This is a genomic window from Wolbachia endosymbiont of Anurida maritima (assembly GCF_042182995.1).
In the GTDB taxonomy this organism is placed as follows: Bacteria; Pseudomonadota; Alphaproteobacteria; order Rickettsiales; family Anaplasmataceae; genus Wolbachia.
In genome coordinates this window covers 23,737-46,856 of the sequence record NZ_CP102058.1, presented here as the reverse complement: position 1 = coordinate 46,856, position 23,120 = coordinate 23,737, and the positions used below count along the sequence as shown (strand labels likewise).

Here is a 23,120-nt window from a genome sequence, read left to right as displayed (position 1 = left end):
CTACGATGAACGATTATCTCTCACTGCTAAATCCAGAACAACAATCAGCTGTAACTAATATAGATGGACCGGTTTTGATATTGGCAGGAGCCGGAACGGGAAAAACAAGAACGATTACTTCAAGAATAGCGCACATAATTAGAAACGGTCACGCTTATTCTGATGAAATATTAGCAGTTACATTCACAAATAAAGCAGCAAATGAGATGGTATCAAGGGTACTTGAGCTAACAGGCACAAACATACCATGGCTTGGCACTTTCCATGCAATTGCAGCAAAAATTCTACGTCATCATGCTGAAGTCGTGGGACTAAATTCCAATTTTACAATCATTGGTGTGGATGACCAATTACAGGTAATAAAAAATATTATTAATGAAATAAGCCCTGATTACCTATCAGAAAAATGTAAGACCATTATGAATATTATTCAGCAATGGAAAGAGAAGTGCTTATTGCCACCTGAAGTGGAAGATATTCAATCATTTAGGCCAGTGTACGTAACTGCACTCAAAGTCTATCACCAGTATCAGGAAAGGTTAAAATTCCTTAACTCTGTCGATTTTGGTGACTTATTGCTATATAACATACAACTCTTTAATCAAAAGACTGAAGTTCTGTCCTACTACCAAAATAAGTTTAAATATGTCATGGTAGATGAGTATCAAGATACAAATGCGATACAATATCTTTGGCTAAAATACCTTGCAAAAGAGCACTCAAATATTTGCTGTGTAGGAGATGACGATCAATCAATATACAGTTGGCGTGGTGCAGAAGTTGAAAATATTTTGAAGTTTTCTGATGATTTTAAAAATGCAAAAACCGTTAAACTAGAGTGTAACTACAGGTCAACATCCCACATACTTGCAACTGCGTCATATGTTATCAATCACAACAAGACTCGCTTAGAANAAAAATTGTGGACAACAAACGTTGAAGGGGAAAAGGTAAATCTAATAAAATTATGGGACGGAAAAGCTGAAGCAAGGTTCATAAGCGAACAGATATTAAAGCTCAATAAATACAGATTTAGTGACATTGCAGTGCTGGTAAGGGCGACTTTTCAGACTAGAGTTCTGGAAGAGTATTTTATAAAATATTCAATTCCCTACAAGATTATAAGTGGTGTAAAATTCTACGAACGTCAGGAAGTCAGGGATATAATTGCATATTTAAGACTCGTTACAAACAATAACGATGACTTAGCTTTCGAAAGGATCGTAAATCGGCCAAAAAGAAGCATAGGAGCTACAACTCTAAAGAAAATATACACGACTGCTCAGGATAACAAAATTTCTTTTTTTGAGGCAGCAAAAATATTAGTTAATAGTAATCAAGTAACCGAAAGAATTAAACTCTCACTAAATGATTTTTTAAATAAAATTAAAGCTTGGGAAGAGATGGTAAGTGTAAAACCACTGCATGAATTCGTTAAAATCGTAGCAAACCAATCAGGATATATTGAAATGCTTGAAAATGAGGAGGTAACAGGCTTAGCACGAATAGAAAATGTCAAGGAGCTCATCTCATCTTTAAAAAATTTCGATAATGCCACAACTTTCTTGGAGCATATAAGTCTAGTGATGGAAGTGGATAATATGAATAACGATGACACCGTATATGTTATGACTCTTCATGCAGCTAAAGGACTTGAATTTCCGTGCGTGTTTCTACCTGGTTGGGAAGAGGGATTATTTCCTCATCAAAGATCTTTTGAAGATAAAAGTGGTAAAGCTTTAGAAGAAGAAAGAAGACTTGCATATGTTGGCATAACCAGGGCAAAGGAAAGGTTAATCATTTCATGTGCAGATAGGAGGGAAATTAACAACCAGTGGCAACCGATGCGCACTTCTCGATTCATTAAAGAATTGCCAAGAGAAAATGTTGAGGTGATCAAGAGTAACGCCTACTGTTGAAGCTATAACTGCAGACAAACACATCTTGCAAACCTGAATTACTTCAGTTATATGTTTCTCCTAGCAAAAATTCTCTAATGGTCCTAAATAGAACTTCCAGTGAATGATTGTCAGACATATTATGTTCTGCTGACTTTATTAAGTGTACTTCAACATCGGTTGACTTGATTTTTTTAGCTAAATTCAATGAAGTTTGATAAGGAACATCTTTATCATTAATGCTATGCAATAAGCGCACAGGACAGTTTATATCTATTGTCTCTTTGTTTAAAAGAAGGTTCTTTCTGCCATCTTCGATCAAATTTTTAGTTATTTTGTATGTACAATGCTCTGAAGTAAAATCTATTGCACCTTTAGAATCTAGTTCTTCCTTTTGCTTGCCTGACAATTGCTTGAATATCAAATCTTCAGTAAAATCAGGAGCAGACGATATGCCGATTAATGCTGCAATTTTTTCTGGAATTTGAAGGGCAGTGAGCAGCATCAGCCATCCCCCCATACTTGAACCTATAATTATTTGTTTATCGCTAGTTAATTCACTTATCACTTTAGCACAATTTTTTTGCCAATCACTTATTGTATAATTAGAAAAATTACCGCTTGAATTACCGTGACCAAAATAATCAAATAGCACAAGTGCTACATCATTTTCTTGGCAAAATTTGTAAATAGCAGTTGCTTTAGTTCCATCCATATTGGATGCAAATCCACCGAAAAAAACTACAGAAGCTTTCTTTCCTTGTAGCTTTCGATATGCTATGTGACCATTATTTCTATCAAACAATTTACAATAATCCATACTACTTTGGCAAAGCAACCGGACTATCACTNNCATCGAACGCAAATAGCTGACTAGATCTGCAATCTCTTGTGGATTGGAAATACCTGCAAATGCCATACGTGTACCTTTTATATAGGCTTTTGGGTTCTTTAAAAAGGCAAATAGCTCCTCATATCCCCATTTTCCACCTTTTTCAAGCACTGCTTTTGAGTAATTGAATGAGTTGCCAAGATGAGCCTTTTTGTTTCCAACTACGTCCCATAAGTTTGGTCCTACTTTATTCATTCCACCTTTCTCAAAACTATGGCAAGCTATACATTTTTTCGCTGCTGATTTACCTTTCTCAAAGCTAGCATTCTGCATTAGCGCTCCAATATCCAGCGCCACTTGCTCGATTTTTTGCTGAGGCTCAGCAGCTACTATCGTTTGGTGTTCGATCTCATATTCTTCTGGACTATACAGCATATCAACTACATTACTAACTATCATAATGATTAGCCCAGAAAGTAAAATCGATGCTGCAATCTTATTAAGCTCCATAGTTAATTTTATTAAGTAATGTTACTTAAATTATGCAAATATTTTTGCAAACAGCAAACAATTACCTTGATCTCACCAAGGATGAAAATTTCTAATGATCAGGTTGATGTTCCCAAGCTGCTGAAGTAACTCGCGGCTCAATCACACACTTATCTGGAATAATATATTCAAATAGATTTCCTACAAACATTGATGCAACAGTTATCCCTGTAATTATTCCTGTGGGTTTTATGACGGCATCCTGTCATTCCAGTACCCCAGACACTGGTTTCCATCCAAGAGGGTATCATGCAAGTAGCTGATTTAAGAAACATACATGTTGCTTCATTATATCTCAACTAATGAAATTAGAAGCATCAACTCCCTTCTGCAAGCAAGCAGCAATAACAGTGTTCATCATTAGAAATGCAATTGTCATTGGGCCAACGCCTCTGGGTACTGGGGTAATAGCTTTGGCTTTTCCTTTTATTCCTTCAAAGTCAACATCACCTACAAGTTCTCCTACATTAACACTATTTATGCCAACATCGATCACTATTGCACCTTTCTTTATCCAGTCTGCTTGAACAAAATTTGGCTTTCCGACTGCTGCAACTACTATATCCGCTTTAGAGCAATATTCAGCTAAATCCTTACTCTGTGAGTGCAAGATGGTAACAGTGCAGTTTTCTTGCAACAATAGATGAAACATTGGTTTACCTACGATATTTGACCTGCCAATCACAACTGCGTTTTTACCGGAAAGGTTTTCTTCAATTGATTGAATTAAATGCAAAGAACCTTTAGGAGTGCAAGGTATAAGGCAATTTTTTTCACCTTTAACTAATTTGCCAACGTTCTCATCATGGAAGCCATCTACATCTTTTTCAATACTCACTGCATTAATTACTCTGCTTGCACTAATGTGATTTGGTAAAGGCAACTGCACTAAAATTCCATGTACAGATTGATCTTCATTGAATTCATTAATTTTTCCAATTAACTCATCTTCTGAAATATTATCAGGCAAAACAATAGTTTCAGAACTTATGCCTATTGATTCTGCTTTTCTTTGTTTATTACGAACGTAGACCTGACTTGCTGGATTGCTACCAACGAGAATTACTTTCAGGCAAGGAAAAATATTATGCTCCCTCTTTAGAACATGAATCTTTTGTGATAGCCTCTCACACAGGTCGTTTGCTATTTTTTTACCATCAATAATAATTGTCACTTCCTTGCCACTCCTTAAAGTCAGGTAATTTGATATCAAATAAATCCAATACTTTGCCAACAGAATGATTAATAATATCATCCAACGATTTCGGTTTAATATAAAAAGCTGGCACCGGTGGAGTAATAATTGCTCCCATCTCCGTTAATTTCAACATATTTTGTAAATGCCCAAGATGTAGTGGTGACTCTCGCACCATAAGAACTAACTTTCTTCTTTCTTTTAGCGTTACATCTGCAGCCCTTGTCAATAGATTGGAAGTAACACCTGATGCGATTTCAGACATTGTCTTCATAGAGCATGGTGCTACAATCATCCCTGAGGTTTTAAATGAGCCGCTTGCTATTTTTTCTCCTGTTTTTTCTTCAGAATAGTAAAAATCTGCAAGTGATGTAATACCTTCAAGTTTTTCTTTAATCTCATGAGCTAAAGTTATTTTCCCAGCACGGCTTATTACTAAATGAGTTTCATAACCAGGTTTGGTGTCATTTGAGTAGCTGACATTGGAATCTATACACTTTTTCTGGATGGGAGTAGTCAAGCTACTTGGATGACCGATGGATTGTACAAGAGATCTATTAATATTTCTTAACGCCTCTAAAATACGTACACCGTAAATAGAACCAGATGCTCCACTTATTCCAATTACAATTCTGCTATTCACTTCACTCTTCTTCGCAACTCATTCCTAATGCACGTTTATAGGTATCAAGCAATATTTCCTGTTCCTCTCTGTCATCATCATCCATCTTCCTCAGCCTAATAATTTGTTTCATCACTTTTGTATCCCAACCTTCATCTGCAGCTTTTGCATATACATCACGAATGTGATCTTGCACATCCCTCTTTTCTTGTTCAAGTTTTTCGATTCTCTCTATGTAACCCTTCAACTCTTCAGTCGTTATTTTTACTGTATCTTCCATGAAACTCCACTAATTAATTGCTCCTACTAGTATTACCAGTTTTTACTTGCACTTCAACAACAGTAATAATATTTTTATCTTTTTTTAAAATCTTAAAGAGAAAGCCATACATGGAAAACTCCTCGCCTTCGTCAGGAATGCGCTCTATTTCATTCACAATCATACCTGCTAGAGTTGTAGCTTCTTCATCAGGGAGATTCCAGTGTAACTGCCTGTTAATGTCCCTAATAGTAGATTTTCCTTCTATGTGATACATATTGTCAGATATTTTCTTTATAAAATTCTCCATGATCAAATCATGTTCATCGGAAATTTCTCCGACTATTTCTTCTAATATATCCTCAAGGGTTACGATCCCCTGCAATGCTCCATATTCATCGATAACAAGTGCAAGGTGTTTCCTGTTCTTACGGAAGTTGTGAAGTTGTACGCTAAGCAGCGTACTTTCTGGTATGAACCAAGGTTTCGACATAACTTGGGCAATGTCAACTTCTTCTGTTTTATTATCCTTCTCACGCAAGGCATTTATTAGATCTTTCACGTGAATTACACCGATAATATCTTCTGGTTCTTTTTGCCATAAAGGAATTCTACTGTGACTGCTGGTTAAAATTTCCCTTATCAACTCTTCTTTATTTCGATTTATATCAAGAGAAAACAAATTTCTCCTATGGGTCATAATTTGTGATATTTCTGTCTCAGCCAAATCAAGTACGCTGCTCAGCATATCCAGATCTTGTTGTAACATAGTTCCTTCACTGCGATGAAGAGTAATCATATTACGCATTGCATCCGCTGCAGATATCACTTCCTTATCTTTATGCAGCCCACATAGTTTCAGGATGAGATTGACAATAAATTGAATACCCAGCGTCAATGGAGAAAAAATCTTTACAAAAAACAATACAAAATAAGCAGAAAATGATGCAAATTTTTCAGGATTTTGAATAGCATAAGTTTTTGGTAGAACTTCGCAGAACAATAAAATACAAAATGTCATTATAATTGTTGATAGGAGAATGCCCTCATTTCCAAAAAGATTGATAAATATTGCTGTAAATAAAGCAGAGCAAGTAATATTAATAATTGTATTGCCGATCAATACCGTTCCTATTGTTAATTCTTTCCTATTTAATAAGCGATCTATTATCCTGGCTCTTTTGTTACCGTCTAGCTTTAGCTTATTAACTCGAGAACGGCTAATTGAGGTTAAGCCTATTTCTGCCCCTGAGAACAAAAACGATAAAATTAACAAAACAAAAATTGCTGATGATACTAAGACCAATAACCAATCCATTAAAGTACGATGTTATTGTGATAAAAAACAAAGTTAACTTTACATGTTATGAAAGGCATTTGCAAGCTTGAATTTATATTGCCAAATTTTATATATCTTTAATCTTAAAAAACAAATCATAAAGTATATTACATGCTGCGTTCACATGCTCATCCTCAATGATAAGTGGTGGGGTTATCCTTACTACTTTGTTGTTTAAAACCCTAGTTATTATTAAACCTTTATCAAGAGATCGACTGATAATTTTATCAGCTACAGGAGTTGCTAGTTCTATTCCCATTAGTAACCCTTCTCCACGAACTTCTGAAATCATCTCCGGAAATTCTTTAGCTAAAGACAACAACTTTTCTTTCAAGCGTTTACTTACACTTTTAACGTGACCAAAAAAGCCTTCTTTTAGCATTATATCGAGTACTGCATTACCAACAGTCATAGCAAGTGGATTACCACCATAGGTTGATCCATGAGTTCCTGGAGTAATTGCTTCTGCTATGTAATCTTTTACTAAACATGCAGCTAGAGGAAAACCGTTGCCCATAGCTTTTGCACAGGTTAGCATATCAGGTTCAATGCCGACATTTTGATAATGAAATAAAGAACCGATGCGTCCATATCCGCATTGCACTTCATCAAAGCACAAAATTATTCCTTGAGCTTTTGTTATTTCCCTTACTTTTTGAAGATATTCTACGTCTAGTGGATATACTCCGCCTTCGCTTTGTATGGGCTCTAAAAACACAGCAGCCGTTTCATCGCTGATTTTTTTCTCCAAAGCTTTAATGTCATTTCTTGGCACTTTATCAAAACCAGAAAGAAGCGGAGCAAAACCTTCGCGTGATTTTTCATTACCTCCAGCAGAAATTGCAGCAATACTGCGGCCATGAAACCCTCCTTCAATTGTAACAATACGATTACGTTTTGCTTGCCCTTTTGAATAAAAGTAACGACGAATAAACTTAATTGCAGCTTCTGTTGCTTCAAGTCCACTTGAGCAGAAAAAAACTTTATCTGCAAAAGTAAGGGTTGTTAAACGGTCAGCAAGCCTTTCTTGCTCGGGAATAGTGAAAATGTTAGAGCAGTGCCATAATGAACTCGATTGCTCTTTCAGCTTATCTGTAATGTATGGATGACAATGCCCTAAAGAAGTTGTAGAAATACCTGCAGCAAAATCTAAATATTTTTTACCATCTTTATCAAAAAGATATGCCCCTTCTCCCCTGACTATAGGAGTGTTAAGTCTATTATACGCATTAACAACATGATCCATTTTGTAAGTATTGTGGTATTATCTATACTATACCTGAAATGAATCCATTAACACAAAGCTTTTCCTTTCACCTCTTATGCTACTTCAACTAAAAATTTGGCTAATGCAAACCTTTTTTGTCATTCTATAGCTAAAGTGACTTAGTTTTACCAACGATTCGCCACTTATTAGCGAAATCCAGAGATATGAGTTTACAGTTTACCAAACCATCGGTATAGCTAAATTGCTTTAGCTATAGGTAATGAAGGAAATGTTAACTATACTTCTTTTTACCATTGTTTATATTTCCTATTCACATATATTAATATTTTACTCACTTAAAGTAAGCTAACTACCGTTATTAATATTTTTGTAATAAAAATTGTATATGGTGCATGTAATCAAATTAAGAGGAAGATTGTGGAAATGACACCATCAATAAAAAAAGAATTGAAGCAAAGTACTCTATATATTTGCCTAGAAAAATGCAAAAGTGCATTTTGGTTTATCTTTTGGTTTAGTGCGGGAATCAATTTATTAATGTTATTCCTACCACTTTATACCTCTCAAGTGCTTGATCGGGTGATATCGAGCGAAAGTGTATCAACACTAACTATGCTAACAATTATCACCTTATCTGCATTTGCATGTTCTGCAATGCTTGAAACTTGTCGGTATTTAGCCATGGCAAAAATAGGTGATTGGATCGATAAAACTGCAACACCAGATCTGATAGTAAGGTCAATCAGGCTAACGTCAGTGCAGAGCTCAACTTCAAGTGGTGAAGCAATACGGGATCTTGGAGTAATAAAAAATTTCATTACAGGAAATGGTATATTCTCACTGTTTGATACTCCATGGTCGTTAATTTACCTTGTTGTGATTTTCATGATACATACCTCCACGGGGTTTATAGCTATTGCTGGAATCATTATATTAGTCTCTATGGCAATATGGAATGAACTTGCCACTAAACGAACATTACAAGAAACCAACGAAGAAACTATACGGAATATCAATGCTATAGATGTTGCAACAAGAAATGCAGAAGTGGTTGAAGCTATGGGCATGTCAGAATTCATAGTCTCTGATTGGTGTAAACGAAATGATCAGAACCGAGCAATGCAAATTAAAGCACAAAATCGCTCTAATGTGATCACCGGGATAACTAAATTTTTGCGCTCAACTCTGCAAATATCAGTAATTGGAACAGGTGCATTACTTGCAATCACAGCTCATAAAACTGCTGGTAGCATCATCGCTGCTTCAATTTTAATGGGCAGAGTATTAGCACCATTTGATGCTGCGGTTCATACTTGGAAGTTTTTAAATCAGGCTAAAATGTCATACGGAAGGCTACAAAGGCTTATATTAACATCGCCAAAAAGAGAGCAAACGATGGCTCTACCAGAACCTGAAGGGAAATTGGAATTTGATAGAGTATTTTTTACTCCTTATGGAAGCAATAAGCCGACAGTAAAAGGAATATCATTTGTAATAGAACCAGGGGACGTAGTTGGTGTGATTGGTGCAAGTGCTTCTGGTAAATCCACTATCGCAAAATTAACTGTTGGTGTATGGAAGCCAATATCTGGTGTAGTCAGACTAGATGGCGCTGATGTATATACTTGGAATCGAGAAAATTTTGGTAATTATGTTGGCTACTTACCTCAGGATATTGAGTTATTTAACACTAGTGTCAAGGCTAATATTGCTCGCATGAGGCCAGATCCAAATCCTGAAGAAATAATCAAAGCAGCAAAAATTGCAGGGATACATGAACTAATACTAAGCTTACCAAATGGATATGATACAACAATAGGAGGTCCTGGAGGAGTAACGCTCTCTGGCGGCCAAAAACAGCTTCTTGGACTTGCCAGAGCTTTTTACGGTCACACAAAACTTTTAGTACTTGATGAACCAAACGCTAACTTAGATAGCAATGGAGAGGCATGCTTAATTAATGCAATTGGCATTGCAAGAAAACAAAATACTACTACTGTTATCATCACTCACAAGCTACCGTTATTGTCCGTAGTTGATAAGGTGATCCTCATGTCAGATGGTGTCATTTACGCTATGGGACCAAAAGATGAGATTTTGAGCAAATTAGTTGCTCCATCATCAAGTACCACAGAAAATGAGCGCTCTTCAGCAAATGGTTAGTTTACTTACACTAAATTCTGTATCTGAAATAACAACTGTTCCAGAAAAATATATATTTCTTTACCGTTAGAAATAATATTACAAGAATAGTAAGCAGATTAATAACTCCTATTAATTAAAGTCAATCGGCAGATATAGCTAAAGTGGCTTAGGTTTACCTACAATTTGAAAAACAACAAATTCGTCTTAATGAATTTTCTTAATTTATTCCTCAAATAACTTAATATTAGTAGTAACTTTATAAAAAAATTATGATATAAATAATGTTGCTGCGAAAATTTATAACAATATTTCCCTCTAACGTTTAATGAATTTCAATAAATTACCTTTTTAATTCTAGATAAGTATACACTTTGTTAATATGTTTGGGTCAAAATCCAAAAGTAAGTTTATGCTTTCCATCGGAGAAGAAGGCATAATGTTACTATACTTTAAAAATAACACCTTAAATAAAAGGTATTTTGTTAAAGACAAAAACAATAAAGCAGTTTCAGATTTAATTTCATGTCTTTCATCAGATAAAAAAGCACCTTTATACCTGGTGCTTAATCATGCAGATCAAAATTACTCGCTACAGTTTATTCCAAGAATAAACAAGATTAGTGCTTATCTATCAGCAAAAACAAAGATGGAGCATTTTTCTCGTAATAATGACATAAGTTCAGTTTTTTTGGTTGAGAAGCTAAATAAATTTAATCAAAACTGGTGCTATCTTCTTGTGTCATCAAAAGCAAAGCATTTAGTAGAATATTGGTTGAATGTATTTATTGAGATAGGCTCTAACTTTAAGGGAATATTAATGTTTCCTATAGAAATAAGTAATATAGTAAAAAAGATTCCACATAAAGATCCTAATAATTGGAAAATTATAGTTGCTGCAACTAAAACGGGAGGCTATAGACAAGTGGTTCTTAAAGAGAACAAAATGATATTTACGCGTTTGATACCATTTACTAATGATAATTTACCAGGAATCATTGCTGGTGGAATATATCAGGAAGTGCAAAATACCATTCGATCCTTAACTAAGTTTGGGTTCGAAAAAAATAACTCTATTGACCTTTGCATCATAGTGTCAGAAGATATTAAAGCTAGTTTGTTAGTCATAAATTTTTTAGAGAATAGTGTGAACATATTAACTCCATATGAGTTAGGCAAACTATTAGGAGCAGAACTAGCTATAAGTGAAAAGGATAACTTTTGCGATACCATAATTTTGTTTCATAGTTTTAAGAATAAGCCAATAGCTATTTTTAATACAAAAGAAACTAAAGAATTTTATCTATTCAATTACCTTGATTTAAACTCTTCTCGAACTTTTCTATACTTTGCTTTGGTTTTAGTTGTAATTAGCACTTTTTGTTTGTTAAATTTGTATTCAAATTTCAATGTTGCCGATAATTTATCAGCAAAGCAGAATACCTTAAATAACCAATTAACAAAACTTAGCCAAAGCTATAATGTAAAAAAAATAGATGAAATTTATGACTTTATTAATATCAATAATATTTTATTAAAAATAGAATACTCTCCTCTTACACAAGTTAAGTATGTAGAAAAGTTAAAAGTACCAGGTATAGAGCTTCAATCATTTGAATGGAATTATAATGAGGCAAAAAATTATATTACCACAACTTTAAGGTTTAATTTTCAATCCGGTAAAAATATTTCTTATCAATACAAGAAACTACAAAAAAATTTAAATGATAATTTTCGTACCCATGACATTAATATTTCTAGCTTACCTGCTGCTAAAGGGCAAAATCTATCTATTGATGTTGAAATAGGAGAGGCAATGTAGATTAATGACTATCTCTCAATTAAAAAGAAAAGCTACAATTCAGTTTATATCGTATTTGTTATTATCTGTTGGATTAATAGGGTTATTAACATATGTTGTTATCTATAACGAAAAGGTTTATAATAAAAACCAAATTGCGATTGATAAAATACGTTCTATTAATTTACAGATTACTGGAATTCAAAAAAAGGAAGTTGTTCTAAATAAAAACCTAGATTTATGGAAAAAAATTTCTTCTTCAAATTTACACAGTAGCAGATACATTGCAAATTTAAATTTCGAGCTTAGCAGGTTATATAAAAAGTACTATATATTAGAACCTGAAATATCAATTTCTATACCCGAAGAAGTTGAGCTCCACAACAAAAGTGAACGCACAAAAGTAATAAAAAGTGAAGTGGTCCTAAATTTAAGTTCAATCAGCGATAAGCATATTTTTTTATTTCTACAGTCTATTCCAAATCTGCCCGGTTATGTTATGATCAAATCTCTTATTTTAAACAAGCAGAGAAATATTGATGCTGCAGCTATGAACCAGATTTTGAGTGGTAATATGATAGAAATAGTGAGAGCTAATATAGTCTTTGATTGGTATACTATATTAAGTAGATAAGATAATGAATATAAAGCTGTTTTTTATTTTTACGCTACTCATTTCCAATGTTAATGCATATTGCAGTTGTGAAGATATCATAGAAAGCATAGGAATTTGTAAAAAGTATTCTTGCCAACAACATATTAGCAATGAAGATCTTATTGAGCATAAAATATTAGGATTAAATAGTGAAAATTTATGCGTATATATAGAAAAACAAGGTAATGATGAAATGGTTTGTCATCATTCTCAGTACGGAATGATGATAGAAAAAAGATATTTTGAAAGTATTCTTAAAGTTGGCAATCAAGAAATCGATGATTTTATTGATATAGCAAATTTGCGTGCAAAAGAGTGTTTCTTTATTAACAATCAAAGACTAAGCTATACAGATCGGGACAACATAATAAGAGAAGCAGCGGAAAGTGACTTTGACGTTTTGTCACAATATAGTAACGTAAAAAGCATTTTTTTTGATGAAGAGCCAGTTAATAGAATGGTCAATGAAATGGAAAAGTTCAATTTACGATCTTCAAGAGCTGTAAAAGAGGAGAATTTCAACTGTAAGGTAGTGAGTTTAGACTCAATTTTATATCTTTCTCCCGATACATGGAAAATATGGGTAAATGGAAAACTGTTTATAAATACTAAGGATTTAAAAGTGCACTCAGTCACTGAAAATTATGTAACTTTTGTATGGACCGTAGATCAAAAAGCAATAAAAAAGCATGCGAATGATTCTCAAAATGTATATTTTGGACATGGGAGTATTATGTTTACGCTTTATCCAAAACAAAAATTTGACTTGGACAGTTTATCTATTAAATAAATTAAATATATATGCGCTTGTAGCTCAGTTGGATAGAGCGTTGCCCTCCGGAGGCAAAGGCCGTGGGTTCGAATCCCTCCAAGCGCACTTTTAATTAAATTTGACAATAATACTTTCACATAAGATAATAAAGAGATTTATTTAGAATATAATTATGTCTGGTGGTACTATAAACAAAGTCATACTAGTTGGTAATTTAGGAAAAGATCCTGAGATTAGGACTACACAAAATGGAAAAGAAATGGCAAGTTTTTCAATAGCCACGTCTGAAAGTTGGACTGATAAATTTTCTGGTACGCGCTCTGAAAAGACAGAATGGCATAATATCGTAATTTTTAGTGAAGGATTAGTAAAAATCGTCAAAAATCTTGCACGTAAAGGCAGTAAAGTTTATGTTGAAGGTTCTTTGAGAACTAGAAAATGGACTGACCAAAACGATAGTGAAAGATACACAACGGAGGTGGTTCTATATAATTTTAATAGCGCTCTTACTCTCTTGGATTCACGAAATAGTGCGCCAAATCCTGATTACAAGCCAAGTGAATACAAACAAAATGACACAGAACAAAAAAATAAGCACGAAAGTTTTGACAACGATATAAAAGATGAACTAATCGACGATGAAATACCATTTTAATAACTTCAGTTGAAATCTACACTTTTATGGACTGCTTGTATTACTCCTTTTAATTGCAATGGAGATAGCATAGATTATAGCAGTTTGCAGCGTTTACTGACAATGCAAGTTAAAGCTGAAAATGGTATAGTGTTACTGGGTAGCACAGGTGAAGGCCTATCGCTTACTGATTCTGAAAAATGCGAGTTAGTTGAATTTGTATGTGAGCTAAAATTAAATACAAAAATTATAATTGGCGTACCAGGAGTGAATCTATATCAGACCCTTGAATGGCTTGATTTTTGCAAGGAGATGCCTATTCATGGCTATCTAATGACAACTCCCATTTATGCAAAGCCCGGAATTATGGGGCAGACCTTATGGTTTGAAAAGCTACTTGAAAGAGCACATGTGCCGGCTATGCTTTATAATATTCCATCAAGAGCAGGAGTGAGTCTCCACGCTGAAACTGTACGCAACTTATCCAGCCATGAAAAATTTTGGGCTATCAAAGATTCAAGTGGCACTGTTGATATTTTAGCTCAGTATAAGAAAGTTGCACCAAATATTGAGGTCTTTTGTGGAGATGACAATATGATATCCGATATGGCCGCTTATGGTGCGGCTGGCCTGGTTTCTGTTGCTTCTAATGTTTGGCCACACGTAGCACATGAATACGTTAAGCAATGCCTAAGTGGTGAGAATCCTCATTCAGATGTTTGGCAACAAGCCTGCAAAGCACTATTTATTGCCAGCAACCCAATACCCACTAAAGCACTTTTGCATGATATTGGGCTCATGGAACACAAAACTGTCCGCCTACCACTCAGCACAGAAGACTTGCCTTCTGTTGAAAAATTGAGGCAAGCCAACGAAATGATTCTTGAATGGAAAGAATTAACTAATGACTAGGGCTAAGAACAGGACCACCAGCAACTTTCACATCGCTATCAACCAAGCTATCTGGCTGCTTACTTCCTTCTGGAAAAAAGCACTCAATTACTTTATCAGTCAATAATTTTAAAGGAATACAAGCAACTGCACCTGCTATATAGGTTAAAGCACCTATAGCTGCAGGTGATGTGAAACCAAGAGCAACCAACCCTGCTCCGATTCCAAAAGCAACACCAATTGAGATAATATCCTTTACATAATATCCAACTTTGTATTCAGTGCTATTATAATATTCTCTCAAAACTCGTTTATGTTCTTCTGACATGTCCGTTTCAGTGGTTATTTGGAAATCACAACAAAGCTTGGTTATAATGGATACTAACAACACAGCAGAACCAATAATTCCACCTGCAATGAGAGGTGGTAAGCTAATAGCACTTAGAGCCAAACTTGCAAGAGCCCCTATACCAGCCGAGATGCCTGCTGCTACTCCTAGGATTGCTATTCCTCTTAATATCATTGCTAGTGGGTGTGATTTGAAAAATTCTTTTACCAGGTCCCTTTTTGCTTGCATTGCCTGTTTTAGTTGTGTCTTTGTATAGCCCATAACATTTACTCCCACTTAAAATTAATAATTATAATACTAACATTTTTAGCTCATATAGTCAATATACTTCTTATGTAATTCTTTGAGAAGTTTGTAATTGACTTTCAACGTACTTCAGTCTATACAATTTTAATATCTTAAGCTATAAGGCACCCCAGATCTATAGCTAAAGTGACTTAGGTTTACCGACGATTTGGAAAAATCGTCAAGGTGTCGTCTGGGTAGCTCCTTTCTTGTCATTCCAGTCTGGAATCTAGTTTTCCATATAATCTCATCGAAAACGTTTTTCTATGCTAGTTTACAAGCAAACTTTTCTGGATCCAAGTAGTCAAGCTACTCGGATGACACCGTCATAAAGGAATCAGTTTGCATGACATCTCATGATTACTCCCACTCGATGGTTGCAGGTGGCTTGGAAGTTATATCGTACACAACTCTATTTACTCCGGGAACATTATTAACAATTATACTGCCGACATTGCGTAAAAAATCCCAAAATACTAGCAAGTGTTGATCCTTATCTTCAAATGGAAATGCATCGGCTGTTATACCATCAGATGATGTTACAGCCCTTAAAGCACAAACATATCCATACGTACGATCATCTCCCATAACGCCTACAGTTTTTATTGGTAATAATACAGCAAAAGCTTGCCATATCTTATCGTATAGATCGTAATTTTTCATCGTATTAATATATATTTCATCTACTTCTTGCAATATTCGCACCTTTTCTTCATCAACTTCACTTATAATCCTCACTGCAAGGCCAGGTCCTGGAAATGGATGTTGAAATATTATCTCATCTGAAAGCCCGATTTCCTTTCCAAGTAGCCTTACCTCATCTTTAAAGAGGTAACGTAAAGGCTCCACTAGCTTCAGGTTCATCTTTTCTGGCAACCCACCAACATTATGATGAGACTTAATTGTACTCGTGTTATCTGAGGCATGCCCTGACTCAACTACATCAGAGTAGATGGTACCTTGCATCAAAAAATCCACATCACCTATTTTTTTTGCTTCTTCTTCAAACACTTCAATGAAGGTGTTACCGATGATTTTTCGCTTTTCTTCTGGATCAGTTATTCCCTTCAACCTACTCAAAAATAAATTTGATTTATCAACGTAATTTATCGGAATCTCTTTCAACATAGCAATGGTTTGGTTCTTGCGTAACAAACCAGTATCAATGAAAATACAGTTCAATTGTTTTCCTATAGCTTTATGTGTGAGAGCCGCTGCAACACTTGAATCAACCCCACCACTTACTGCAGCGATCACTTTTTTCTCTCCTACTACATTTTTGATTTTTTCCTTCTGCTCCTCAATAAACGACCTCATTGTCCAGTCTCTTTCACAATTTGCAATATCCAAGAAGTTAGAGAGCAACTTACTGCCATTTGTTGTGGGCCTCACTTCAGGATGGAATTGAGTGCAGTAAATCCTCCGCTGTTCGTTGACAATTATTGCAATTGTTTGATTTATCACACCTGATGCAATAACAGTAAATCCCTGTGGTATAGTATCAACACTGTCTGCATGATTCATTAATACATCCACTTCAGAATTAACATCCCACGTATCCTTTATAATGGGAGATTCTTTTAGTACCTTGATCTTAGTTCTGCCAAACTCCTGTTTGAAACTCTCTTTTACTTTTGCTCCAAAATAATGACAAATGAGTTGCTGTCCATAGCATATTCCAAGTATAGGAACGTTTGTTGCTTCATTAAGCTTTATAATTTCATGTACTACTCTACTTGTTTTAGAACAATCATCATTTACAGATTGTGGTCCTCCAGAGAGAATAAACCCATTGAATTTTGATATTGTTTCAAAACTGACGTTGCTTGGAAATATTTCACAATAAACGCCCATTTCTCTTACTTGTCTTGCGATAAGCTGTGTAAACTGTGAACCAAAATCAATAATGGCAATTGCTGACAATTTGCTCCTCCATATTATTTAAAGCAATATCTGATAATAAAGAAAATAAAGGAGTAAGTAAACTAAGACCTCTTTAAAAGCTTTAATGTATGGTGCAAGTTAGCTATATAGCTAATTTTCCTACATCATACCGCCGCGGCGCTAACAAGTAGCGGGATGACGATTGTCGTTTAGCCATAAATATTAAGAAATTTACCAAATAAAAAAAAGGCAAAAGAAGCCCCGTGGTTGGCTAATTACTTACATTATACTTTCAAGTATGGCGTTTTTTTATTCTAAACGCTTAATAACCGCGACTCAGCTGCTTTTAAACCNGCAACTAATCTAAATTATAAACGTTAAGAAATTTACTAAACAGAAAAAAAGGCAAAAGAAACCCTAGGGTAGCTAGTTATTCACTATCCATTTTTTAAGTTGGCGTTTTTTAATGTTTTAAATGCTTTATAAGCGCATTTTAGCTTATATTAGGTAAAAACCTAGAAATTTTATAAAGACATAAGGTGCACATAGTGCAAAAAATTAAACATGAGACGCCAGATACGTGAGTTTTTTTGTCATTTAATCTGTACAGAGAAGATAAATAAATAGCTTCAGTGCTTATGATAAGGGGGCTGGCGGAGTTTGTCAAGTGGTTTTTTAGCCACGTTTCCCTGTTATAATGTTCGTTTACTTGACCTAAGATCCAGGAGTATTTAAACTGAACTCTATATAGTGCTAAAAATGATAGGAAATCTAAGCGGAATAGTTGATGAAGTGCGTGGTGATCACATAATCCTGAATGTAAATGATGTTGGCTATATGGTGTATCTTTCAGCCAAAACTTTAAATGCATGTTCCATCGGAAGTAGAGTTAAATTACTTATCGAAACCTATGCAAATAACAGAGAAAATGTCGCTCAGCTATATGGTTTTATAAGCAAAGAAGAACAGCAGTGCTTGAGGTTGCTTGTTAAAGTAAGTGGTGTTAGCTATAAAACTGCAATGTCAATTTTGAGTAAATTAACTCCAGAACAGCTGTTTTTGGCAATTATGAATGAAGATAAAGTAGCACTCAAGATGAGTGGACTTGGCATGAAACTCATAAATCGAATCATCACTGAATTAAGTGGCAAAGTGAGTAAATTAGAAATAAATAACAATAATTTTCATCCAATCAATGAAGATGCCCTTTCAGCATTGATCAATCTTGGGTATGAAAAAATGAAAGCTTATGATACGATAAAAAAATACAAGACGAATCGTCAAATCTGGACACCAAGGATATTATTCGCATGGCGCTTAAAACATTATGAAATCAATATCGTGCGATAAAGAATATACTGAAGATGCGCGCAATATCAACATCAGGCCTGAGCAACTTGATGATTTTGTCGGGCAAAAAGACTTAATACAAAATTTAAAAGTGTTTATAAACGCTGCACAGACGAGAACTGAAGCCTTAGATCACGTCTTATTGTACGGTCCTCCAGGGCTTGGCAAAACAACTTTAGCACAAATTGTTTCTAAAGAATTAAGAGTTAGCTTTCGCGCAACTTCTGGTCCTTTACTTAGTAAAGCTGGAGACTTGGCCGCAGTGCTTACCACTTTAAATGCAAAAGATGTTCTATTTATCGACGAAATCCATAGATTAAATCGCAGCATCGAAGAAGTTTTATATACTGCTATGGAAGATTTTTGCTTGGACATATTAGTAGGTGAAGGTCCATCTACTCGCACTTTAAGGATAGATCTACCACCATTTACGCTGATTGGAGCAACAACGCGGCTTGGATTACTTTCTGCGCCACTCAGAGATCGTTTTGGCATTCCCTTGCATCTTGAGTTTTACTCCTTTGAAGAACTGGTTAATATTATAAAAAGAGGCGCGAGAGTTCTTTCTGCTGAAATTGAAGAGGGTGCCGCGCGAGAAATTGCCTGCCGTGCACGTGGCACTCCAAGAATTGCTTTGAGATTACTGAGGAGAATAAGGGATTTTGTTGAAGTGAAAGATGATAAAAAAATCACTTATGAAGTCGCTGATTCTGTATTACTAAAATTGGGTGTAGATAAAATGGGACTCAATAAACTTGATATGCATTATCTAAGATTTTTATTCAACACCTCAGGACCTGTTGGAATTGACACTATATCTATTGCGCTATCTGAGGATGTTGGCAATATTGAAGAAACAGTAGAACCTTACTTAATCAAAATTAGTTTTGTAAAGCGCACACCAAGAGGACGAATTTTAACCGACCAAGCAAAGGAGTATTTGAGCCTTTAATATTAGAGAGCTTTTCTACCATAATTCAATTATATATATTGATTGGCATAATATCATATACTGGCATCTTTTTGTATGAAGGCATATGTATTAAATAGCACTGAAACTGTAGTTCAAATTAAAACTTCTCCATTTCGTACTCGCTAGTTATGCTATTCTAACTAATTAAGCTATGGTTTGGGTAATAGGAGAAAACTGGATTCCAGCGTCACGCGCTACCCTATGGGTGACTGCTTGCGTATATTCTCTCTTTCACCATCTCAATGTTTCTTTCTTATTATGCCAGTACCATTTTCTTGTCATTCAAGTAGCTCCCCTTCTTGTCATCCCAGTGCTTGACACTGGGATCCAGAAATTCTTAAACTGAACTCTATATAGAACCTCAGAACAAAAATAAAAAATGGGTAGCACAATACTGCCAAGAAATTTCTACGAGCGGCCGACCTTAACTGTAGCTGGAGAGTTATTGGGAAAAGTCCTCAAATTTTCTAACTTTAGTGGAATAATAACCGAAGTTGAAGCCTATATAGGAATGAATGACCCAGCTTGTCACGCGGCAAGAGGCTATACTAACCGAACCTCAGTAATGTTTGGTATGCCGGGGTTTTCATACGTGTATTTTATATATGGAATGTATTACTGTTTAAATATTGTAACAGAAACAGAAGGGTTCCCAGCAGCAGTGTTAATACGGGGATTAAAGCTTATTGAACCACTTGAAGCAAATTTAGGTGGGCCAGGAATATTGTGTAAAAGATTAAATATTATAAAAGAACACAACAAACTGGACCTCACTATAAGCCACGAATTTTGTGTTTATGAATCTCACCTCAAACCAGATTATATTTGCACTCCGAGAATCGGAATTAGTAAAGGCCAAGAGAAATTTTGGCGGTTTAAGATTTTCTAAACTTAAGATCTTGCGTAGACTATTTGCCAATCGGATAATCACCAGTGAAACAAGCATCACAATATTGTGGTGTAGCATTGTTACGCACTTCTCCTTTAACAGCCTGATATAATCCATCAATACTCAAGAAGGCTAGGCTATCTACTCCTATAACTTCCTTAATTTCCTCTACAGATTTATTTGCAGCAATTAAATCTTTGCACTCTGGCGTATCTATTCCATAAAAACAAGAATGCTTAATTGGTGGGCTTGAAATTTTGAGGTGAATCTCTTTTACTCCTGCATCCTTTAGCATAACTATTATATTTGTTAACGTACTACCACGCACTATACTATCATCTATTAAAATTATGTTTTTACCTTTCAAAGTGTGCTTATTAGCATTGAATTTTAATTTTATTCTAACTTTACGTACTTCAGCGGTTGGTTGTATAAAAGTTCTTCCTATGTAATGATTACGAATTATCCCCAGTTCCATAGGTAATCCTGAATGCTTTGCATATCCAATAGCTGCAGGTATTCCAGAATCAGGTATTGGTACAACCATATTTACATTGTTTTTTGGTGGGCTCTCTTCTGCAAGTATTCTTCCTATTTCTTTTCTTATATCATATATGGACCTATTCTCCATTATGCTGTCTGGTCTCGAAAAGTAAACGTATTCAAAAATACAAAAACTTGATTTTTGCTGTGGGAAAGGAAACATTGAGGCTAGCTTACTATCCGAACTGATGGTAACTAATTCGCCTGGTTCTATTTCTCTAATAAACTCTGCATTTATTATATCAAGAGCACAAGTTTCAGATGCAAGAACGTAAGAACCGTTTAACTTTCCTAAAACAAGAGGCCTGATTCCAGATGGATCACGTACTCCAATAACTACTTCTTGATTGATTGCCACAAAAGAATAAGCACCTTGTATTTGCTTTAATGCATATATAAAACTCTCTAAGAAGCTATCTTTTTCACCGCTTGCTGTCAGATGCACTACTACTTCTGTGTCAATATCTGACTGAAAAACGCACTCTTGTTTAATTAATTGTTCGCGTATCGGAGAAATATTAATTAAATTACCATTATGTGCTATGGCAAAATCCCCAAATTTGCCACTTTTGCCAAGCATGGGCTGCACTCCAAATTTACTACCACTTGTTGAGTATCGAACGTGACCTATTGCACAATCTCCAGGCAAGGATTTCTTTATTTCATCTATATCATCAAAGACGCTGCTCACTTGACCTTGAAAGTGATAAGAGTGCAGTTTATCGTTGTTACTGGTTGCTACGCCAAAAGACTCTTGACCTCTATGCTGCAAAGCGTGGAGAGCAAGTATAGAGTTAAATGCAGCATCGTTATTGCAGCTTATACCAAATACTCCACATTCTTCGTGCATTCCACCTAGCATAACAACTATTAAGTAAAGTTTAATTTTACTTTAGCATAGGTGAAATACAAGCATTTTGTTGTTCATCTGCTTTTATTGCCAGCAATAGCCCTATACATATTAAGCTCGCAGCAGTCGTACTGCATCCATAGGAAAGAAATGGCAGTGGATCGCCTATCACAGGCAAGAGGCCTATCGACATTCCAATGTTTATAAAGAAATGAGCACCAAAAAAGGCGAAAATGCCGATAGATACCAACTTAGAAAAATAATTTTTCGACCTATAAGCGATAGAGAAAATTATGCCAAGTAATGAGGTATAAAGCAAAATTAAAGCCATGCTACCTAAAAAGCCCCACTCCTCACTCAGCACTGCAAAAGCAAAATCTGTACGTTTTTCCGGCAAAAATCCAAGTTGAGTTTGACTTCCATTCAAAAAACCCTTGCCAAGTAAACCCCCTGAACCAATAGCTATCTGAGATTGCTGCGCATTATAACCTATCCCAAGTGGATCCACCGATGAATCCAAAAACGATAATATCCTCTGTTTGTGATAAGGGCGTAAAAAAGGCAAAATAGCCGGTACTGCGAAAATGCCAAGCATCCCACAAATTACTAAATGAGCTCTTTTCATTATTGCTGTGAACATAATTGATGCTCCTATAAATAACATTATTATAGCTGTGCCTAAATTAGGTTGCTTTAACACTAAGAATACAGGCAAGCAAATAACTATTACCGCCTTAAGCAATCTTTTAAACTCCATCATTTTATACACACTCTGCTTATCAAAGTAGCGAGCAAGCACAAGTATTAAGCCCACTTTTGCAAATTCTGATGGTTGCAAACTAATTGATCCAATTCTTATCCACCTTGTCGCACCCATTATGTGTGAGCCAAAAAAATTCACTACTAATAGTGATATCACCGCCACTATATAAAAAAANTAAGCGTGCTTCAAATAAAAATCTAGCTCTATGAATGGCATAGCTATAGCGAGTAGGAAAAAGAAGGAAAATATGACTATTTGGCGAATCGCAAATGGCGCCCACTTTCCTCCAGCAGAAGAATATTGAACAGCAATGCCAACGCAAAACAGCGCTATCACGTTAATGATTAACAACCAATGAATCTTCTTCAGCCTATCCAAAATAAAAACCTTATAATCTTAAAGTATAGTAAAATATGA

At 35.2% G+C, this 23,120-nt stretch carries 19 protein-coding genes, 1 tRNA gene and 2 pseudogenes; 11 read left to right on the top strand and 11 right to left on the bottom strand.

Translation table 11 applies throughout. The features are described 5' to 3' along the window. Positions 1 to 5: 5 nt before the first annotated feature. Entirely contained in the window at positions 6 to 1,919 is a 1,914-nt protein-coding gene (locus NOX90_RS00265) for an ATP-dependent helicase (protein WP_375604126.1), read from the top strand. A 43-nt stretch (positions 1,920 to 1,962) separates the two neighbouring features. On the opposite strand, the gene NOX90_RS00260 is transcribed toward NOX90_RS00265, so the two are convergent. From NOX90_RS00260 to NOX90_RS00230, 7 genes and pseudogenes are all read right to left on the bottom strand, one after another. Beyond that, the gene (locus NOX90_RS00260) at positions 1,963 to 2,718 is read right to left on the bottom strand and encodes an alpha/beta hydrolase (RefSeq protein ID WP_375604125.1); all 756 of its coding nucleotides are present in this window, start codon (positions 2,716 to 2,718) and stop codon (positions 1,963 to 1,965) included. A gap of 1 nt (position 2,719) precedes the next feature. Next, positions 2,720 to 3,240 (bottom strand): annotated as a pseudogene (locus NOX90_RS00255) (c-type cytochrome). Positions 3,241 to 3,574: 334 nt separating this feature from the next. Further along, entirely contained in the window at positions 3,575 to 4,453 is an 879-nt protein-coding gene (gene folD / locus NOX90_RS00250; RefSeq protein ID WP_375604124.1) for a bifunctional methylenetetrahydrofolate dehydrogenase/methenyltetrahydrofolate cyclohydrolase FolD, read from the bottom strand. Continuing rightward, positions 4,437 to 5,117: a UbiX family flavin prenyltransferase gene (locus NOX90_RS00245; protein ID WP_375604123.1), complete on the bottom strand. Its 681-nt coding sequence runs from the start codon at positions 5,115 to 5,117 to the stop codon at positions 4,437 to 4,439. The genes folD and NOX90_RS00245 overlap by 17 nt, the downstream gene beginning before the upstream one ends. Before the next feature lies 1 nt (position 5,118). Further along, positions 5,119 to 5,376 (bottom strand): DUF2312 domain-containing protein, encoded by a 258-nt coding sequence (locus tag NOX90_RS00240; protein WP_375604122.1) that lies wholly within the window; start codon positions 5,374 to 5,376, stop codon positions 5,119 to 5,121. A gap of 13 nt (positions 5,377 to 5,389) precedes the next feature. Beyond that, positions 5,390 to 6,673: an HlyC/CorC family transporter gene (locus tag NOX90_RS00235; protein ID WP_375604121.1), complete on the bottom strand. Its 1,284-nt coding sequence runs from the start codon at positions 6,671 to 6,673 to the stop codon at positions 5,390 to 5,392. Positions 6,674 to 6,761: 88 nt separating this feature from the next. After that, the gene (locus tag NOX90_RS00230; protein WP_375604120.1) at positions 6,762 to 7,940 is read right to left on the bottom strand and encodes an aspartate aminotransferase family protein; all 1,179 of its coding nucleotides are present in this window, start codon (positions 7,938 to 7,940) and stop codon (positions 6,762 to 6,764) included. A gap of 399 nt (positions 7,941 to 8,339) precedes the next feature. On the opposite strand from NOX90_RS00230, the gene NOX90_RS00225 reads away from it, so the two are divergent. The 7 genes from NOX90_RS00225 to dapA all read left to right on the top strand — a co-directional run bounded on the left by NOX90_RS00225 (position 8,340) and on the right by dapA (position 14,838). Then, positions 8,340 to 10,085, top strand: a complete 1,746-nt coding sequence (locus NOX90_RS00225; RefSeq protein WP_375604119.1) for a type I secretion system permease/ATPase — start codon at positions 8,340 to 8,342, stop codon at positions 10,083 to 10,085. Positions 10,086 to 10,446: 361 nt separating this feature from the next. Continuing rightward, complete coding sequence (locus NOX90_RS00220; protein WP_375604118.1) at positions 10,447 to 11,886, top strand: hypothetical protein; 1,440 nt, start codon at positions 10,447 to 10,449, stop codon at positions 11,884 to 11,886. A 4-nt stretch (positions 11,887 to 11,890) separates the two neighbouring features. After that, entirely contained in the window at positions 11,891 to 12,499 is a 609-nt protein-coding gene (locus NOX90_RS00215) for a hypothetical protein (protein WP_375604117.1), read from the top strand. Positions 12,500 to 12,503: 4 nt separating this feature from the next. Beyond that, on the top strand, positions 12,504 to 13,310 hold the full coding sequence (locus NOX90_RS00210) for a hypothetical protein (protein ID WP_375604116.1): 807 nt from the start codon (positions 12,504 to 12,506) through the stop codon (positions 13,308 to 13,310). Between the two features lie 13 nt (positions 13,311 to 13,323). Continuing rightward, positions 13,324 to 13,397: transfer RNA gene (locus NOX90_RS00205), tRNA-Arg, on the top strand. A 67-nt stretch (positions 13,398 to 13,464) separates the two neighbouring features. Beyond that, on the top strand, positions 13,465 to 13,947 hold the full coding sequence (gene ssb, locus NOX90_RS00200; RefSeq protein WP_375604115.1) for a single-stranded DNA-binding protein: 483 nt from the start codon (positions 13,465 to 13,467) through the stop codon (positions 13,945 to 13,947). 9 nt (positions 13,948 to 13,956) lie between these two features. Further along, positions 13,957 to 14,838: a 4-hydroxy-tetrahydrodipicolinate synthase gene (dapA, locus tag NOX90_RS00195; protein ID WP_375604114.1), complete on the top strand. Its 882-nt coding sequence runs from the start codon at positions 13,957 to 13,959 to the stop codon at positions 14,836 to 14,838. On the opposite strand, the gene NOX90_RS00190 is transcribed toward dapA, so the two are convergent. After that, complete coding sequence (locus NOX90_RS00190; RefSeq protein WP_375604113.1) at positions 14,828 to 15,427, bottom strand: hypothetical protein; 600 nt, start codon at positions 15,425 to 15,427, stop codon at positions 14,828 to 14,830. The two genes, dapA and NOX90_RS00190, sit on opposite strands and share 11 nt — an antisense overlap. A gap of 384 nt (positions 15,428 to 15,811) precedes the next feature. Then, positions 15,812 to 17,374 (bottom strand): glutamine-hydrolyzing GMP synthase, encoded by a 1,563-nt coding sequence (guaA, locus tag NOX90_RS00185; protein ID WP_375604112.1) that lies wholly within the window; start codon positions 17,372 to 17,374, stop codon positions 15,812 to 15,814. A gap of 720 nt (positions 17,375 to 18,094) precedes the next feature. Between guaA and ruvA the strand changes: the two are divergent. The 3 genes and pseudogenes from ruvA (at position 18,095) to NOX90_RS00170 (ending at position 20,547) form a co-directional block, all read left to right on the top strand. Beyond that, positions 18,095 to 18,666: pseudogene (gene ruvA, locus NOX90_RS00180) on the top strand (Holliday junction branch migration protein RuvA). Beyond that, on the top strand, positions 18,663 to 19,637 hold the full coding sequence (gene ruvB / locus NOX90_RS00175; protein ID WP_375604111.1) for a Holliday junction branch migration DNA helicase RuvB: 975 nt from the start codon (positions 18,663 to 18,665) through the stop codon (positions 19,635 to 19,637). The pseudogene ruvA and the gene ruvB overlap by 4 nt, the downstream one beginning before the upstream one ends. Before the next feature lie 400 nt (positions 19,638 to 20,037). After that, on the top strand, positions 20,038 to 20,547 hold the full coding sequence (locus NOX90_RS00170; RefSeq protein WP_264723848.1) for a DNA-3-methyladenine glycosylase: 510 nt from the start codon (positions 20,038 to 20,040) through the stop codon (positions 20,545 to 20,547). Between the two features lie 19 nt (positions 20,548 to 20,566). On the opposite strand, the gene purF is transcribed toward NOX90_RS00170, so the two are convergent. Then, on the bottom strand, positions 20,567 to 21,952 hold the full coding sequence (gene purF, locus NOX90_RS00165; protein ID WP_375604110.1) for an amidophosphoribosyltransferase: 1,386 nt from the start codon (positions 21,950 to 21,952) through the stop codon (positions 20,567 to 20,569). Positions 21,953 to 21,977: 25 nt separating this feature from the next. Beyond that, a complete protein-coding gene (gene rodA, locus NOX90_RS00160; protein ID WP_375604109.1) occupies positions 21,978 to 23,081 on the bottom strand; it encodes a rod shape-determining protein RodA in 1,104 nt (367 codons plus the stop codon). Between the last annotated feature and the right edge of the window lie 39 nt (positions 23,082 to 23,120).